Raw genomic sequence first — 16357 nt, forward strand, 5'->3', positions numbered from 1 at the left:
GTCAGGTCGCCGCGTTGGCCTGCGGCGCCACGGCCACCGATGCCTCGCTCGTCAGCATCAGGAAGGTGAACGTTTCGCGCAGGTACAGGCGAACGACCTTGTCGGTGTGGCTTGTGTAGCCGATCGACACGTCTTCGCCGAGGTGCAGTTCATAGTCGCCGCCACGGGTGGACAGCACGCAGCCGCCGCTGATCGCCGGCGCCCAGATGATCTCGCCGCTGACGATGCGCTTGATGTGGCCGAGGACCGGGTAGCCCTGGTCGCGCGCTTCGCTCAGCGCCGTGTAGGCGTCCGAGCCGAGCACGACCGAGTACGGGCCGTCGACCCCGGCGAGCCGCAGCGCTTCCAGCGCGTCGCTGATCGCATCCGGGTACGCGCCGACATCGGCCGGCAGCGTGAGCTTGCGGTTCGACGTGCCCTCGCGGATGCCGACGATGCCCGCGGCCGGATAGCCGTCGAAGATCGCGCCGTCTTCCGCGAATGCGAGCCGTTGCGCGGCGTCCTTCGCCGGCTGCCAGTCGGCGTCGCGCGCACCGCGCTCGACGCTGTCGATCGCATCGCGGCTCAATTCGAACGGCACCGTCAGCTCGACGATCGTGCGCACTTCGCGCAGCCGTGCGCCCACTTGCTCGCGCGGCGCGGCAACCTCGCGCAGATGCCCGGTGCCGACGGCCGACAGCGCGGGGCCGGCCGGGCCCTCGACGTCGATCACGCGGCGCCCGGCCACCGAGCGCTTGAAGGTGCGCGCCACTTCCTCCTCGATCTGTTCCCAGGCGGACGAGGAAATCGGCGCGAGTTCGCGGTGCAGGTTATTCATGGGCTTTGGCTCCTTTCAGCGATCCGATGTTCAGCGAGCCGTCACGACGCGACTCGGGCGAGGCGGTTGCCGGCTGCGCGGCGGCGGTGGCGGCGCCGGCGGCCGGTGCGGCGCGATCCGCGAGCGCTTCGAGCAGGTCGGCCGACGGCACGAAGAACAGCGACCCGGTGACCGCGCGGCTGTAGTCGAGCAGCCGGTCGTAGTTGCCGGGCGGGCGGCCGACGAACATGTTCTCGAGCATCTGTTCGATCGGCGCCGGCGAGCGCGCGTAGCCGATGAAATACGTGCCGAATTCGTTGGACCCCGGGCGCCCGAACGGCATGTTGTCGCGAAGGATCTTCACTTCCTTGCCGTCTTCGTCGAGCGTGGTCAGCGAGCTGTGCGAGCACGACGGTTTCACGTCCGGCGCGAGCTCGATGTCGGACAGCTTGGTGCGCCCGATGATGCGCTCCTGCGTCTCGACCGCGAGCGCGTTCCAGCCGGCCATGTCGTGCAGGTACTTCTGCACGATCACGTAGCTGCCGCCCGCGAATGCCGGATCCTCGTCGCCGATCACCGTGAAGTCGACTGCCTCGCGGCCTTCCGGGTTCTCGGTGCCGTCGACGAAGCCGATCATCGCGCGCTGGTCGAAGTTGCGGAAGCCGTGCACTTCATCGACGACCGTGACCGCGTCGCCCAGCGCGCCAAGCAATTGAGTCGCGAGTTCGAAGCACAGGTCCATTCCCTCGGCGCGGATGTGCAGCAGGATGTCGCCCGGCGTCGCGACCGCGACACGCTGGCCGGCGCCGAATTCGCGGAACGGATGCAGCGACGCGGGGCGCGGGTCACCGAACAGCGCATCCCATGCGTCGGCGCCGAAGCCGCACACGCAGGACAGGTTGCCGCCCGGCACGCGCTTGCCGACCGAGCGCACGAGCGCGGCGATGTCGCCGCACCACGCGCGGATCGTGTCGGCGCGGTCGGCGCCCGGGTTGATGGTTGCGACGAGGAAGATCGCGCTGCGCGTGATCGGACTGTGAACGGCCTGGGAGAGCGGCGGAAGGGTTTGCATCGCGGCCTGCCGGTCAGTCATGTCGGGACGGACGGGCCGCGAATGCCGCGGCGCGCGAAGACGAACGGTTGGACTGTGTCATGCGACTGTTCTCTTTGTGACATGCGGATGAAGGACGTTGCGCGGGCATCGCGCAACGGGCCTCGGCGGCGGCCTGCCACCCGGGCGCGCAAGGGGAGACAGGCAGGGTGGCCGCGCGTTCGCCCGGCGCGTGAGCTCGCCGCACCGCGTAACGTCGTCGAGCATGCAATCTAGCAGCTTCGGCGGGTCTTTGGAACACGTATCGGCAATCTGTCATTCGAATGGATTGATCGGGGTCCGATTTTGCGTGGCGGCCGTGCAGCTGTACTCCTGAAGCATGCGGCGCTGTGCTCTTGAGCGGGCGTGGCGCGTGCAGTAGATTGGGTTCGCTCCGCCCACCGACGAGGACCGCCATGATGAACCTGCTGGAAGCGATGCGTATTTTCGTCGCGGTGGTCGAGCGTGGCGGGGTGTCCGGCGCGGCGTCCGAACTGAAGCTCGGCGAAGCGCAGGTGAGTGCGCGGCTCGATTGTCTCGAGCGGTATCTCGGCTGCAGATTGCTGGTGGACCGCGCGGGCGGCGACATGGCATGTACCGATGCCGGCGTCGCGTTCCGCCAGTGCTGCAGGCGGACGCTGTCCGCGGTTGCGCAGGCCAGTGCCCGGATCGATGCATGCGCAACGGTTTCGGATTTACCCATCGGCGGCTTCCCGTCGCTCGAATCCATCGGCCGTGTCGACGGAATGTCGATCGCGGCAGCGACGCCATTGCACGGGTCATTGCCTTGAATACGTCCACTGTTTCCGCCGATACGGCCGCCGATCGCATCCGCCGCCGCTTCGGACACTTCCTCCATGCGGCCGAGCTGGCCGGGCTGATCGTGATCGGACTCGCGACCGCATTCGCGATGACGCAGGAAGCGTGGAAGGTCGTGCTCGCTGGCGAGGTGTCGCTGACCGACTTGCTGCTGATGTTCCTGTATCTCGAAGTGCTCGCGATGGACGTGCGTTACCTTCGGCTCGGCCGGCTGCCGGTGCGCTTTCCGCTGTTCATCGCGATGACGTCGCTTGCGCGCGACCTGATCCTGCGCGGCGCCACCGACAGCCCCGAGCGAATGCTGATGACCACGTTCGGGATCGTGCTGCTCGCGGTGGGCGTACTGATCCTCAGCTTCGGTCAGCATCGTTTTCCGGCGGAAGTCGACGATGTCGAGGAGGACGCGCACGCGCGTCGGTAAGACGGCGCGATGGTCCATGCTCGCCGTATTCGGCGGCGCCGACACGGTCCGACGGGCCGTGAACGGTTTCCAGGCGCCATCGCGGAAGAACCAGGGATTTCGCATCGGCATACGGATTGCTCCGGCCGCGGGGCAGCGGCGCACGCGCATCCAGCGTGTTGCATCGCAACGTCGATGATGTTCCACGCCGGTCGCGGATCGCATTCGGGTCATGGTCCGCGTTTGCGTGCGCTGCGGGGTCGTCGGTACCTGCTCTTTTCAGGAAGGACGCCGATAATTGGATCGTTACCTCAGCCGGGAGCCGCGCCATGTCCGCAAGCGACGCATCGTCTTCACGCCCCGATCTTGCGCAGGGCATTTCACTCGATGACATCGCCGACGGCGCGATGATCGAGGGCCGGGTCGGCGACGCCGCCGTGCTGCTGGTGCGCCGCGCCGATGCACTGTTCGCCGTGGGCGCGCAATGCCCGCACTACGGCGCACCGCTGGCCCACGGGCTGCTGGTCGGTGACACGATTCGCTGTCCGTGGCATCACGCGGCGTTCTGCTTGCGCACCGGCGAATTGCTGCGTGCGCCGGCGCTCGACGGCCTGACGTGCTGGCACGTCGAACGTCGCGACGGCCGTGCGGTCGTGCTCGGCACGCAGCCTGCCGCGTCGCCGCCCGTGTCGAACTCGGCCGGATTGCCCGAATCGGTGGTGATCGTCGGTGGTGGCGCGGCCGCGATCGCGGCGGCCGTGACGCTGCGGCAGGAAGGCTACCCGCACGCGATCACGCTGCTGAGCGCGGACAGCGAGCCGCCATACGATCGACCGAATCTGTCGAAGGACTATCTGGCCGGCACGGCCGAAGCCGACTGGCTGCCGCTGCGCGCAGCGTCGTTCTACACCGACCAGCGCATCGACGTGCGCTGCGGCACGCGCGTCGCGCGGATCGATCCCGCTCAACACGCGGTCGAGCTCGCGGACGGCAGCCGTGTTGGCTACGGTGCGCTGCTGCTCGCGACCGGCGCCGAGCCGAATCGTCTGACCGTACCGGGCGCTGATCTTCCGCACGTATGCGTGCTGCGCTCGCGCGCCGATTGCGATGCGCTGATCGGCAAGCTGAAGACCGCGCGGCGCTGCGTCGTGGTCGGCGCGAGCTTCATCGGCCTCGAAGCGGCCGCCGCACTGCGCACGCGCGGGCTCGACGTAGCGGTGGTCGCGCCCGATGCGCGGCCGATGGCGCGCGTGCTCGGCGACGCGCTCGGCGATACGATCCGCGCGCTGCACGAGTCGCATGGCGTGGCGTTCCATCTCGGCACGACGCTCACGCAGATCGCGCCGGATCACGTCACGCTTTCGAACGGCGACGTGCTGCCGGCGGACGTCGTGCTGGTTGGCATCGGCGTGCATCCGAACGTCGCGCTGGCCCACGACGCCGGGCTGGCCGTCGATCGCGGCGTGATGGTCGACCGTTTTCTGCAGACGAGCGCGCCGGACATCTACGCGGCCGGCGACATCGCGCGCTGGCCCGATCCGCTGACGGGCGAGCGCATTCGCGTCGAGCACTGGGTCGTGGCGGAGCGACAGGGGATCGCAGCGGCGCGCAACATGCTTGGCCAGCAGCAGCCGTTCGAAGCGGTGCCATTCTTCTGGAGCCAGCACTACGACCTGACGGTGCGCTATGTCGGGCACGCGGAGCAATGGGACCGCGTGGAAATCGACGGCGACCTGCGCGCGCATGACGGTTCGGTGACGTACTGGCGCGGCAACACACGGCTCGCGGTCGCGACGGTCGGCCGCGATCTCGACTGCCTGCACGCGGAAGCGGCGCTCGAGCAGCAGGGCGCGACGCGCGCGTGAGCGGTCCGGCGCGTGCGTCGAGCGGTGCACGCCACGCTCACGGCGTTGCGTAGGCAACAGTCGTTGCATCGTCGCGACATGCGCGGACGCAGCCTAGCCGCGACTCGCTTTTTCCATCTAGGTGTTCACGGCGCCAGTCGCGATCACGGAACGATTGCGACCAGTCCGGTGTTCCCGTCGCTGACGGCCGCGATCGGCGTGACGACCGGCCACGCCGCACCGCCCCTGACAACGCAGCACGCCCAGCGCGGCGGCGACAGGCGCGCGCCTTGCTCGAACAGCGCGACGGTATTCACACCGTTTCGCTTTCGACAAGGAGGGCCTGACATGAAAGCAGTCGTATTTCACGGCATCGGCGATATTCGCATCGATACGGTACCCGACCCGGAAGTCGCCGACGTGACGGATGCGGTCGTTCGCCTCACGGCCAGCGCGATCTGCGGCACCGACCTGCACATGGTGCGCGGCACGCTCGGCGGAATGAAGCCGGGCACGATTCTCGGCCATGAGGGCGTCGGCATCGTCGAGACGGTCGGGCGCGACGTGCGCAACCTGAAGCGCGGCGATCGCGTGCTGATTCCGTCGACGATCGCGTGCGGCAGCTGTGTGTACTGCCGCGCGGGATACACCGCGCAATGCGACGTCGCGAACCCGGGCGGGCCGCGCGCGGGCACCGCGTTCTACGGCGGCCCGGCCGACACGGGGCCGTTCGACGGACTGCAGGCCGAATACGCGCGCACGCCGCTTGCGAACGCGAGCCTGATCCGGCTGCCCGATGCGATCGACGACGACCGCGCGATCCTGATGTCCGACATTTTCCCGACCGGCTACTTCGGCGCGCAACTCGCGGAGGTGAAGCCGGGCGATACGGTGGCGGTATTCGGCGCCGGGCCGGTCGGACAGTTCGCGATCGCGAGTGCGAAGCTGATGGGCGCCGGGCGCGTGATCGCGATCGATCGCATCGCGTCGCGGCTGGAGATGGCGTGCGCGCAAGGCGCCGAGACCGTCGATTTCTCCGAGGAAGACCCCGTCGACACGGTGCTGCGGCTCACCGGCGGGATCGGCGTCGATCGCGTGATCGACGCGGTCGGCGTCGACGCGATGCGCGCAACGCACGGGCCGGCCGCCGCCGATAGCGACACGGCGCGTGCGTTCGATGCGGAAGTCGACGCCGTCGCACCGCGCCGCAGGCCGGACGGCCGCTACTGGGTACCGGGCGACGGACCGTCGCAGGTGCTGCAATGGGCTGTGCGCGCGGTCGCGAAGGCCGGCACGGTCGCGGTGATCGGCGTGTATCCGCCACAGGCGCGCGTGTTTCCGGTCGGCGAGGCGATGAACCGGAACCTGACGATCAAGATGGGCAACTGCAATCACCGGACCATCACGCCGCAGCTGATCGAGCTCGTGCGCAGCGGTGCGTTCGACCCGGCGTCCGTGCTGACACGCTGCGAGCCGCTGACGAACGCGATCGACGCGTATCGCGCGTTCGACGTGCGCGAGCCGGGCTGGATGAAGGTGAAGCTGACGCCATGACGATTCGAACCCGAACGAGGAGTGCGGTGATGAACGAGATCAACGATCGCTACGACAACTGCATGGCTGCCTGCGATGCGTGCGCGCATGCATGCGACGCGTGTATCGCGGGGTGCCTGGCGGAACCCGAAGTGCAGACCCTGGCCGGCTGCATCGCGCTGGACATCGAGTGCGGGCAGCTTTGCCGCCTTGCATCGGCAGCAATGGCTCGCGGCAGTGTGCTCGCGCCCCGGATATGCGCGCTGTGCTCGCATGCGTGCGAGCTCTGCGCGGCGGAGTGCCTGCAGCACGCGCACGACCATTGCCGCCGCTGTGCGCTGGCATGCGATACCTGCGCCGCGATGTGCCGCGCGATGTCCTGAGCGCTCAGCGCGTGTCGTGAACCTGGCGGGCGACGCGCTGCAGCAGCGCGTCGAGCACCGGCATCTCGACGGGTTTCACGAGGTGATCGTCGAAACCCTCGCTCGCGCTGCGCGCGAAGTCCGCCGGGCTCGCATGGCCGGACAACGCGACGCAGGTCGCGCCGGCCAGTACGTCCATCGTGCGCAATTCGCGCAGCAACGTGAAGCCGTCGACGTCCGGCATCGACAGGTCGATGAGCATCAGGTGCGGAACGACGTCGCCCGCGAGCGCCAGCGCGTCGTTCGCGTTGTACGCGACGTGCGGCGCGTGGCCCTTCACCTGCAGCAGCACGGCGAGCGTGTCGGCGGAGTCGCGGTTGTCGTCGACGATGAGGATACGCAGCGGCGCACCGGCCGGCGATTCGGCGGCGCGTGGCGCGGGCGCATCGTCGGGCGGCGGGTGTGCCGCATGCTCGACCGGCAGCCGCACCGTGAAGGTCGCGCCATGACCGGGACCGGCGCTTTCAGCGGCGATCATCCCGCCGTGCAGTTCGACGAACGACCGGCAGATCGCGAGGCCGAGCCCGAAGCCGTCCGACGGGCGCCGCCCCGGCACACCTTCCTGGTCGAACAGGTCGAAGATCGATTCGAGCGAGCCCGGCGCGATGCCGACGCCGTGATCGGTGACGCGGATCGCGACGATCGACCCTTCGGTGTGCGCGCTGACGTCGATGCGTCCGCCCTGCGGCGAGAATTTCGACGCGTTGTCGAGGAGGTTGTGCAGCACCTGCACGAGGCGCGCGGCGTCGCCGCGCACGACCAGCGGATCGGCCGGCAGGTCGACGCGGATGTACTGCGCGCGCGCGGCCAGCTTCGGCTGAATGCCTTCCACGCCACGGCAGACGAGGTCGCGCACCGTCACGCGCGCATCGTCGAGTTCGACCTTGCCGGCGGTGATGCGCCCGACGTCGAGCAGATCGTCGACCAGCCGCGTCAGTTGTCCGACCTGGCGATGCACCGCGTCGCGGCATTGCGCGAGCGCGGGCGCCGGATCGGGCAGGCTCTGCAGCACGCCGACCGAATGGCGCAGCGGCGCGAGGTGGTTGCGCAACTCGTGCGCGAGCATCGCGATGAACACGCTGAGCCGATGCGTCGACACTTCGAGCTCCGCGAGCCGCTTGCGCTCGGTCATGTCGCGCACGATCTTGATGAAGCCGGCGAGCTGGCCCGCATGGTCGCGCACGGCAGTGATCGTGACGTTGGCCCAGAACAGCGAACCATCCTTGCGCACGCGCCAACCTTCGTCCTGGAAGCGGCCGTGCGCGACGGCTTCCCTGAGCCCGAATGCCGGCCGCCCGGCCGCGATCGCGTCGGGCGGATAGAAACGGGAGAAATGATGGCCGACGATGTCGGCCGTGCGATAGCCCTTGATGCGCTCGGCGCCCGCGTTCCACGTCGCGACGTTGCCGTGCGCATCCAGCATGAACACCGCGTAGTCGCTGATCGCACCGACGACGGTCTCGAAGCGAAACTCGGCGAAGCGGTGCAGCAGATCGCGCGCATCGTCGGGGCCGAGAGGCGGGGGCGGGTTGGAAATGGCGTCGTCTTTCTTCATCGAACGGGCAAGTCGGAAGTGGGCGGAGAAATGACGCCCCGCCGCAGCCGGCCGAGCCGGCGGCGGCCATTCAAATCGGATTGGCACCCCCAAAGCATACGGGAGGTCAATTCACCTGATCAATGGGGGCGCATGGCCCGTGCCGCGCGGCGCACATCGTGCGAATCCTGCCGGCCGCGAGACGTCCGCCGGCGGCGCGGCATGGCGATTGCATCGTCGTCCGGTCCGCACGCCGCGACGGGCCAGGCGCGAGAGTCCGGCCGGAAGCGGCGCGACGCCTTGCGGCTACACGAGGACATCGACATGAACAGCACACTGAACCCCGACAACGAACCGGCCGGCCCGGACGACGACAACGCGCGGCGCGGTCGCGACGGCCGCGCGCTGGGGCCGAGCGACTCGTCCGACAGCGGCAGCGACACGGCGGGCGCGCGGCGCCATCCGTTCGACGTCGATTCGCCGCTCGACGAGCACGCGCTGGAACGCGGCGACGCCGCCCTGGATAGCGATACGGACCGCGCGGGCACCGGCGAGCGCGCGTCCGCGGACGGCGATTCGGGGCTCGAGGAAGGCACCGACATCGAGCCGGATCGCACGGAACGGCTGAGTGAGCCCGGCAGCACTAGCGACCCGGATGCGCCGCCGGAACCCGGCACCGGCGACGTATAGCGTCGTTGCAGGACGGCCGGCTGCGCAAAAACTGCAATCCCGTTGCAGATAGGGAGGCGCGGCACGGGACTTCGGCGACGCGTGACCGGTCAGCGTCGCCCATCGGCGGACGTCGGGGGCGCGGCGCGGGAATCGCGACATGAACCGGAACAGTGGCGTCGGCGTGTGGTCGCGCGATGCGCTGCGCCGCCGCTTCGCGCCGGCCGGCAAGGCGGCACGCGACTTGCAACGAATTGACCGACGTGTGCCGCGCCGCGACATGGGGCCATGCGCGGCACCGACGCGACCAAGGAGGGACACGATGCAACGACGATCTCCCGGACGGCGAGCCGAACGGAGCGGTCCGCCGGACTGGCCGGAGCGCGGCGAACGCGCGTACCGTGACACCGGCGAGCGCGATTTGCGCGGCGACGAATCCCGACGCCTCGACGCCGACTATGAATCCGCGTATCGGCGCTTCGCGAGCGAGGACGTCGGCCCGGAAGACTGGGGCAGCGAGTGGAGCGAGCGCTCGGCACGCTCGTCGGCCGAACAGCGCGACGCGGCATGGGAAGCCGAACGCGGCTACGGCCATCACGGCCGTCGCGCGGAGGGTGGCGACGATGATCGAGGCCGGTACGGCGGCGATCCGCGCGGGTTCCGCGGCCACCACCGGATGGGCTGGTACGGCGGCGAGCGCGATGACGTTTCGCGCGATCCACGCGCCGCGCGCTGGACCGATGCGCCCGACCTGTCGCGCTTCGACAGCGAAGCGCAACGCGACGCAATGCGCCAACGTCGCGGCCCGAAAGGCTATACGCGCTCCGACGAGCGGATTCGCGAGGACGTTTGCGAGCGGCTCGCGCGCGCGCTCGACATCGACGTGAGCGATGTTTCGGTGCAGGTGCGTGACGGCCGCGTCGAACTGGACGGCACTGTACCGTCGCGCTGGATGAAGCACGACATCGAGGACATCGCCGACAGCTGCATGTGGGTGCGCGATGTCGAGAACCGTGTGCGCGTGCGTCGCGACGAGGGCGAACACGACACGGGCATGGTGCTGCATCCGTCCCAACGCACGGTTACCCCGACGCAGCCGGCATCGCGCGATCCCGAACCGGGCAGCGGTGGCGGCCGCGATCGCGAATCGCGCCATTGACCGCCAATGCCGGGGGGCGATCCAGACACGGTCACGGACATCGCGCGCATGACGACCGGCACTGACGACCGGCCGAGTGACGATCGCGACGATCGCGGCTCGACCGGCAACGGCCGTCGCGGCGGTCCTCCCGACGGCCGTGATCGCGACGCACGCGGTCTGCGCGTGCGCATCGCGTTCGAGTTGTGGCGCGCGATCTGGCATTATCGCGCGCGCGTGCTGGCCGCGATCGTGCTGCTGGTGCTCGCGAAGGCGGCGGCCGTTTCGGTGCCGCTGCTGCTGAAGGACATCGTCGACGGATTCGGCCGTGCGGCCGGCCAGCCGATCGCGCTGCCGGTTCTGCTGCTGTTCGCGTATGCGGTCGTGCGCTTCGCGTCGAATGCACTGAACGAAGTGCGCGACATGACCTTCGTGCAGGTCACGCAGCACACGGTCGCGTCGTTTACGGTCCGCACGTTCGGCCATCTGCACCGGCTCGGCGCACGCTTTCATTCGCAGCGCGAGACAGGCGCCGTCGTGCGCGACCTCGAGAAAGGCACGGCGGGCATCGGCTATCTGCTCGGCGTCGCGGTGTTTACCGTCGTGCCGACCGCGATCGAGATCGGCTCGGTGCTGGTGATCGTGATCGGCAAGTACGGCGGCGGCTTCACCGCGATCATCCTCTGCACGTTCGCCGTCTATGCGGCATACACGGCCGTGTTCACGCGCCGTCGGACCCGTTACCAGCGTCGCGTGAACGCGCTCGAGGCGGAATCGAACGCGCGCGTGGTCGACAGCCTGCTCAACGTCGATACCGTCAAGTACTTCGCGCGCGAGGACGTCGAGCGCGACCGGCTCGAACGCGTGCTCGACGCATGGCGCGAGGCCGGCGTCGACAATCAGTACGCGCTCTCGACGCTGCACATCGGGCAGAGCGCATGCATCGGCGCGGGCATCGCGGCGGTGATGCTGCTCGCCGGCCAGCATGTCGCGCGCGGCACGATGACGATCGGCGACCTCGTGCTGATCAACGCGTACATCATCCAGATCAGCCTGCCGCTGAACGCGCTCGGCTTCGTGTTCCGCGAGGCGAACGACGCGATGACGAACATCGAGCGACTGTTCGGGCTGCTCGACGCACGCGGCAAGCCGGGCGAGGAGGGCGACGCGCCGAGCGCGTTGCCGCTCGTGGTGCGCGGCGGCGCGATCGCGTTCGAGCATGTCGACTTCGGCTACGAGCCGAGCCGGCAGATCCTATGGGACGTGTCGTTTCGCGTCGAGCCCGGGCAGTCGGTGGCGGTGGTCGGCGGCAGCGGCTCGGGCAAGTCGACGCTCGCGCGGCTGCTGTTCCGGCTGTACCAGCCCGATGCGGGGACGATCCGCATCGACGACCAGGACCTGCGCCTCGTGACGGCGCGCAGCCTGCGCGACGCGCTCGGCATCGTGCCGCAGGACACGATCCTGTTCAACGACACGTTGGCCTACAACATTGCGTACGGCAAGCGCGACGCGACGCGCGGCGAAGTGATCGCGGCCGCGCGCGCGGCGCAGCTCGACGCGTTCATCGAACGGCTGCCCGATGCGTACGACACGCGCGTCGGCGAGCGCGGCGTGCGGCTGTCCGGCGGCGAGCGGCAGCGTGTCGCGATCGCGCGTGCGCTGCTGAAGGCGCCGCCGATCGTCGTGTTCGACGAGGCGACGTCCGCGCTCGACACGCGCTCGGAGCGCGCGATCCAGCAGGAACTGATGCGCGTCGCGCGGCACCGCACGAGCCTCGTCATCGCGCACCGGCTGTCGACGATCGTCGACGCGGACCGGATCCTCGTGATGGAGCACGGCCGGCTCGTCGAGCAGGGCACGCACGACGAACTGCTGGCCAGCGACGGCGTGTATGCGCAGATGTGGGCGCTGCAGGCGAAGCAGCGCGAACTGGAACGCACGGAGGCGAAGTTCGCGCGGCAGCCGGTGCGGATCAACCCGCTGGTGGCGCACGTGCTCGACGGGCTGGTGGATGCCGCCGCGCGCCGCGGCGTGCCGGTGTTCCGCGAGCTGTCGAGCGAGGACCTGGTCGTCAAGGCCGATCCGGCCGCGCTGCGGCGCTTCGTGTGGGAGCTGTGCCGCGCGGGGATCGATGCGAGCGGCGGCGGGCAGATCGAGGTGCGCACCGCGCGGCACGACCCCGACGCGCGAATCACGATCACATGCACGGGCGTCGAGGTGCCGGAGCTGTCGCTCGTCGATCTCGAACAGATGCAGAGCGCGATAGAGGATGCGGGCGGCTACGTCGTGCGCGAGCGCGATGACATCGGCGTGACGTTGCACCTGTCGCTACCGATGTGCGCGGTTGCGCCGGAGTCGATGCAACCGGCCGCCGCTGCACCGGCGCCCGGCACGAGCTCCGATGCGGCGGCGGACGCGGAGGCGGACGCGAAACCGCTCGGCGGCCTGCGCATCGCGTGCGTCGACGACCATGACGAGGCGCGCGAGGCGCTTGCCGCGCTGCTGAAGGTGGCCGGCGCGGACGTGCGCGTGTTCGCATCCGGCCAGGCGCTGCTCGACGAGCTGTGGCGCGCGCGCCGCGCGGACTGGCCGGCGCTCCTGGTATGCGACATCGACCTCGGCGACGACGAGGAAGACGGCTACACGGTGATGCGGCGCGTGCGCCAGCTCGATGCCGAGCGCCCGCGCGACGGCCGCGCAGCGCTCGAAGCGCTTGCATTATCGGGCCATGCGCGTGAGCGTGACCGCACGCGCGCGGTCGAAGCAGGTTTCCACGCCTATCTGACCAAACCCGCGGCAGCAGCCGACCTGATCGCGACGCTGCGCGCGCTCGCGTTTTCCTCCGGAGATATCCATGCCGAACCTTCCGAACCCGACGACACCCGAAGCGCTGACCGAGCGTCGCGCCGGTAGCGCGTTCGCCGACCGCCAGGCCGCCGTCGCGGCGGTCGAGCTGCTGTTGCCGACCTTGTCGGCCGCGTTGCAGAGCGATTTCGTCGGCGACAGCGGCTGCCTGCACATCGTAATCATGGACCCGGCGCTGGGGCCGCGCGACGCGACGTTCGAGGACGCGATCCTGTACGAGTTTTCGCTGCCCGACCCGAAGGACTGGGACGCCGACTATCGCGCGTATGCGCGCGCGAAGGCGCGGCTGTCGTGGGAGACCGGTCGCGACGGCCACGTCGTGCAGGCGCTGGAACCGTATCGGCTGCGCGCGGGCGACACGAACCTGTGGGGCGGCGTCGCGCAGCACGGGATCGTGGTCGGCGTGTCCGGCGCGCAGCCGTGGTTCGACGAGGCGTTCGCGGGCTGCATCGCGCACTGCCTGCGCGCGCTCGCGAAGCACCGTGCGCAGGCGACGCCGGACGGGCTCGCGATCTGAGCGCCGCGGGCCGAGCCGGTTTTTACAGCAGCTTATAAAAAAGCCCGTAGGAGGGCGCGACGACCCAATACGGCACGGGCGCGCGCAGACGGGCACGGTTCTCGCTGTACTCCTGTATCGACGCTTGTCGCGACAAGCGTCACGGCCACGATTCTTCGGACGCTTACAGGAGGTGCATGTGAACGCGACTCACGATCCCGCCCGACCGCCGCTCGCCGGCCGCACCGCGCTCGTGACGGGCGGCGGCCGCGGCCTCGGCGCGGCCATCTGCGAGGAACTTGCGCAACACGGCGCACACGTGATCGTCGCCGATCTCGACGGCGATCGTGCGGCGGCCGTCGCGCAGCGCCTCGAGCGGCATGGCGGCCGCGCCGTCGGACGGCCGCTCGACGTGCGTGACGAGGCATCGGTGCTGCAGGTCGTGCACGACGCACGCGAGGCGCTCGGCGATCTCGACGTGATCGTCAACAACGCGGCGATCGACGTGACCGCGCCGATCGACGACGTCAGTGTCGCTGCGTGGCAGCAAGTGTTGATGACCAACCTGTTCGGGCCGTACCTGATGTGCCACGCAGCCGTGCCGATGATGAAGGCGCGCGGCAGCGGGCACATCGTCAACATCGCGTCCACCGCATCGAAACGCGCATGGCCGAATGCGTCCGCGTACCACGCGACGAAGTGGGGGTTGCTCGGGCTGTCGCATGCGCTGCATGCGGAGCTTCGGCCGTCCGGCGTGAGCGTGTGCGCGATCGTCGCGGGCGGCATGCGCACGCCGTTCCTGCTCGACCGTTTCCCCGACATCGACGAGGACACGCTGCAGCCGCCGGAGCACGTCGCGGCCGCCGTGCGTTTCGTGCTGACCCAGCCACCGGGCACCGTCGTGCCGGAACTGATGGTGTTGCCGATGAAGGAGACGTCATGGCCCTGAGGCGAGAGCGACGGCTGCCCGGCGCGGTGCTGCTCGACAAGGACGGCACGCTGCTGCGGAACGTGCCGTACAACATCGACCCCGCGCGCATGCAGCTCGCTCCGGGGGCCGCGCGCGCGCTGCGCACGCTCGGGGCGACCGGCATGCCGATCGCGGTCGTGTCGAACCAGCCGGGCGTTGCGCTCGGTTACTTTGCCGAATCCGAGCTTGGCGCGGTCCGCCAGCGTCTCGCCGAACTGTTCGAAGCGAACGGCGCGGCCCTGGCGGACTTTTTTTATTGTCCGCATCATCCGGCGGGCAGCGTGCCGCGCTACGCGTGCGACTGCGTGTGCCGCAAGCCGCGCCCCGGGATGGTGCGCCGCGCGTTGGCCACACTCGGCGCGGTCGCCGAATGGAGCTGGATGATCGGCGACATCCTCGACGACGTCGAGGCCGGTCGCGCCGCGCGCTGCAGCACGATACTCGTCGACTGCGGCAACGAGACCGAATGGCGGATCGATGCCGCGCGCACGCCGCACCATGTGGTCGACCGCGTCGATCTCGCCGCCGACATCGTCGTGCGCGAGGCCGTGCGCCGCCACGGCCTGTGGGTGCGGCGATGAGCGCCGCCTGGGACCGAGCACGCCGGATTCTGTGCGTGCGGCTCGATAACCTCGGCGACGTGCTGATGACGACGCCGGCGCTGCGTGCGCTGAAGGAAAGCGGGCATGGACGCCGGCTTACGCTGCTGACGTCGCGCACCGGCGCCGCGCTGGCGAAACACCTGCCGATGGTCGACGACGTGTGGACGTATGACGCGCCGTGGGTCAAGCATCCCGACGCGCGCGGCGATCCGGTCGCCGATCTCGACATGATCGACCGGCTGCTGGCTGGCCGATTCGACGCGGCCGTGATCTTCACCGTGTACAGCCAGAGTCCGTTGCCGGCCGCGATGATGTGCTGGCTCGCGGGCATCCCGCTGCGGCTCGCGCATTGCCGCGAGAATCCTTACGAACTGCTGACCGATCGCGTGCCGGAAACCGAGCCGGATTCGCACGTGCGCCACGAGGTCGCGCGTCAGCTTGCGCTGGTGCGCTCGATCGGCGCGAAGACCGCCGACTGGCGGATGACGTTCGAGCCGGGCGATGCGGCGCGGCGCGCGTTGCACTTGCGGCTGCGCGCCGCATTGCAGCGGATCGGCGGCCCTCGCCAGCCTGACCCGCCGCGCGCGCGCTGGCTGGTCGTGCATCCGGGCGCCAGCGCGGCGTCGCGCCGCTGGCCGGCCGAGCGCTTCGGCGACGCGGCCGCGCGGCTCGCGCCGCTGTTCGACGGCATCGCGGTAACGGGCAGCGCCGACGAGCGTGCGCTCGTCGATGCCGTATGCGAACGCGCGGGACCGCGCGCCGTGCCGCTCGCCGGCGCGCTGCCGCTCGGCGAACTCGGCGCGCTGATCGAGACGGCCGACCTGCTGCTGTCGAACAATAGCGGCCCGGTGCATCTCGCGGCCGCGCTCGGCACACCGGTCGTCGATCTGTATGCGCTGACCAATCCGCAGCACACGCCGTGGCGTGTGCCGCACCGCGCGTTGAACGTCGACGTGCCGTGCCGCAATTGCTACCGCAGCGTATGCAATCAGCCCGGCCATCCGTGCCTGCTCGGCGTGAGCGTCGACGATGTCGTCGACGCGACGCTCGCGCTGTTGCGCGGCGGCGCGCGCCATGCGCAACGCGCGGCCGCGCGGGCCGCCGTGCAGAGGGCCGAGCCGGTTGCGGCGAACGCGTCGAACGTGATTCCTTTCGCGCACGTCATCACGAGGAGCTGAC

At 69.7% G+C, this 16357-nt stretch carries 16 protein-coding genes; 12 read left to right on the plus strand and 4 right to left on the minus strand.

The window, feature by feature from the left end; genetic code table 11:
- Position 1 precedes the first annotated feature (1 nt).
- Positions 2-817, minus strand: a complete 816-nt coding sequence (locus WI26_RS27215; protein ID WP_069227935.1) for a family 1 encapsulin nanocompartment shell protein — start codon at positions 815-817, stop codon at positions 2-4.
- Positions 810-1889, minus strand: a complete 1080-nt coding sequence (locus WI26_RS27220) for a Dyp-type peroxidase (RefSeq protein WP_069227936.1) — start codon at positions 1887-1889, stop codon at positions 810-812. The genes WI26_RS27215 and WI26_RS27220 overlap by 8 nt, the downstream gene beginning before the upstream one ends.
- Positions 1890-2305: 416 nt before the next feature.
- Between WI26_RS27220 and WI26_RS27225 the strand changes: the two genes are divergently transcribed.
- From WI26_RS27225 to WI26_RS27235, 3 genes are all read left to right on the plus strand, one after another.
- Positions 2306-2677 (plus strand): LysR family transcriptional regulator, encoded by a 372-nt coding sequence (locus tag WI26_RS27225; protein WP_069228328.1) that lies wholly within the window; start codon positions 2306-2308, stop codon positions 2675-2677.
- Complete coding sequence (locus WI26_RS27230) at positions 2674-3126, plus strand: phosphate-starvation-inducible protein PsiE (protein ID WP_059540865.1); 453 nt, start codon at positions 2674-2676, stop codon at positions 3124-3126. Before WI26_RS27225 ends, WI26_RS27230 begins: the two co-directional genes overlap by 4 nt.
- A gap of 308 nt (positions 3127-3434) precedes the next feature.
- Positions 3435-4970, plus strand: a complete 1536-nt coding sequence (locus tag WI26_RS27235; RefSeq protein ID WP_069227937.1) for an FAD-dependent oxidoreductase — start codon at positions 3435-3437, stop codon at positions 4968-4970.
- 143 nt (positions 4971-5113) lie between these two features.
- On the opposite strand, the gene WI26_RS32460 is transcribed toward WI26_RS27235, so the two are convergent.
- Positions 5114-5266 (minus strand): hypothetical protein, encoded by a 153-nt coding sequence (locus tag WI26_RS32460; RefSeq protein ID WP_155768834.1) that lies wholly within the window; start codon positions 5264-5266, stop codon positions 5114-5116.
- 31 nt (positions 5267-5297) lie between these two features.
- On the opposite strand from WI26_RS32460, the gene WI26_RS27240 reads away from it, so the two are divergent.
- Both WI26_RS27240 and WI26_RS27245 read left to right on the plus strand, forming a co-directional pair.
- Positions 5298-6503, plus strand: coding sequence for a zinc-dependent alcohol dehydrogenase (locus WI26_RS27240; RefSeq protein ID WP_059540862.1), 1206 nt, complete (start codon positions 5298-5300; stop codon positions 6501-6503).
- A gap of 29 nt (positions 6504-6532) precedes the next feature.
- Entirely contained in the window at positions 6533-6865 is a 333-nt protein-coding gene (locus WI26_RS27245) for a four-helix bundle copper-binding protein (protein ID WP_059540860.1), read from the plus strand.
- A 4-nt stretch (positions 6866-6869) separates the two neighbouring features.
- Here WI26_RS27245 and WI26_RS27250 read toward each other — a convergent pair whose 3' ends face one another.
- Positions 6870-8459, minus strand: coding sequence for an ATP-binding protein (locus tag WI26_RS27250; protein ID WP_069227938.1), 1590 nt, complete (start codon positions 8457-8459; stop codon positions 6870-6872).
- 303 nt (positions 8460-8762) lie between these two features.
- Between WI26_RS27250 and WI26_RS27255 the strand changes: the two genes are divergently transcribed.
- From WI26_RS27255 to WI26_RS27285, 7 genes are all read left to right on the plus strand, one after another.
- The gene (locus WI26_RS27255) at positions 8763-9128 is read left to right on the plus strand and encodes a chemotaxis protein (RefSeq protein WP_069228329.1); all 366 of its coding nucleotides are present in this window, start codon (positions 8763-8765) and stop codon (positions 9126-9128) included.
- Between the two features lie 301 nt (positions 9129-9429).
- On the plus strand, positions 9430-10266 hold the full coding sequence (locus WI26_RS27260; RefSeq protein ID WP_069228331.1) for a BON domain-containing protein: 837 nt from the start codon (positions 9430-9432) through the stop codon (positions 10264-10266).
- Between the two features lie 48 nt (positions 10267-10314).
- The gene (locus WI26_RS27265) at positions 10315-13158 is read left to right on the plus strand and encodes an ABC transporter transmembrane domain-containing protein (protein WP_208604156.1); all 2844 of its coding nucleotides are present in this window, start codon (positions 10315-10317) and stop codon (positions 13156-13158) included.
- The gene (locus WI26_RS27270) at positions 13100-13627 is read left to right on the plus strand and encodes a hypothetical protein (protein WP_059511534.1); all 528 of its coding nucleotides are present in this window, start codon (positions 13100-13102) and stop codon (positions 13625-13627) included. The genes WI26_RS27265 and WI26_RS27270 overlap by 59 nt, the downstream gene beginning before the upstream one ends.
- Positions 13628-13805: 178 nt before the next feature.
- A complete protein-coding gene (locus tag WI26_RS27275; protein ID WP_059540979.1) occupies positions 13806-14555 on the plus strand; it encodes an SDR family oxidoreductase in 750 nt (249 codons plus the stop codon).
- Positions 14546-15157 carry a D-glycero-alpha-D-manno-heptose-1,7-bisphosphate 7-phosphatase gene (locus tag WI26_RS27280; RefSeq protein WP_069227939.1) on the plus strand — a complete coding sequence of 204 codons (612 nt, stop codon included), beginning with the start codon at positions 14546-14548 and terminating at the stop codon, positions 15155-15157. The genes WI26_RS27275 and WI26_RS27280 overlap by 10 nt, the downstream gene beginning before the upstream one ends.
- The gene (locus WI26_RS27285) at positions 15154-16356 is read left to right on the plus strand and encodes a glycosyltransferase family 9 protein (protein ID WP_059540982.1); all 1203 of its coding nucleotides are present in this window, start codon (positions 15154-15156) and stop codon (positions 16354-16356) included. The genes WI26_RS27280 and WI26_RS27285 overlap by 4 nt, the downstream gene beginning before the upstream one ends.
- The last annotated feature ends 1 nt before the right edge of the window (position 16357 follow it).

It is taken from the genome of Burkholderia diffusa, from assembly GCF_001718315.1.
Lineage (GTDB): Bacteria > Pseudomonadota > Gammaproteobacteria > Burkholderiales > Burkholderiaceae > Burkholderia > Burkholderia diffusa_B.

Coding starts and splice junctions, on each gene's coding strand:
- WI26_RS27215 (WP_069227935.1), bottom strand. CDS start 817: ATGAATAACCTGCACCGCGAACTCGCGCCGATTTCCTCGTCCGCCTGG.
- WI26_RS27220 (WP_069227936.1), bottom strand. CDS start 1,889: ATGACTGACCGGCAGGCCGCGATGCAAACCCTTCCGCCGCTCTCCCAG.
- WI26_RS27225 (WP_069228328.1), top strand. CDS start 2,306: ATGAACCTGCTGGAAGCGATGCGTATTTTCGTCGCGGTGGTCGAGCGT.
- WI26_RS27235 (WP_069227937.1), top strand. CDS start 3,435: ATGTCCGCAAGCGACGCATCGTCTTCACGCCCCGATCTTGCGCAGGGC.
- WI26_RS27240 (WP_059540862.1), top strand. CDS start 5,298: ATGAAAGCAGTCGTATTTCACGGCATCGGCGATATTCGCATCGATACG.
- WI26_RS27245 (WP_059540860.1), top strand. CDS start 6,533: ATGAACGAGATCAACGATCGCTACGACAACTGCATGGCTGCCTGCGAT.
- WI26_RS27250 (WP_069227938.1), bottom strand. CDS start 8,459: ATGAAGAAAGACGACGCCATTTCCAACCCGCCCCCGCCTCTCGGCCCC.
- WI26_RS27255 (WP_069228329.1), top strand. CDS start 8,763: ATGAACAGCACACTGAACCCCGACAACGAACCGGCCGGCCCGGACGAC.
- WI26_RS27260 (WP_069228331.1), top strand. CDS start 9,430: ATGCAACGACGATCTCCCGGACGGCGAGCCGAACGGAGCGGTCCGCCG.
- WI26_RS27265 (WP_208604156.1), top strand. CDS start 10,315: ATGACGACCGGCACTGACGACCGGCCGAGTGACGATCGCGACGATCGC.
- WI26_RS27270 (WP_059511534.1), top strand. CDS start 13,100: ATGCCGAACCTTCCGAACCCGACGACACCCGAAGCGCTGACCGAGCGT.
- WI26_RS27280 (WP_069227939.1), top strand. CDS start 14,546: ATGGCCCTGAGGCGAGAGCGACGGCTGCCCGGCGCGGTGCTGCTCGAC.
- WI26_RS27285 (WP_059540982.1), top strand. CDS start 15,154: ATGAGCGCCGCCTGGGACCGAGCACGCCGGATTCTGTGCGTGCGGCTC.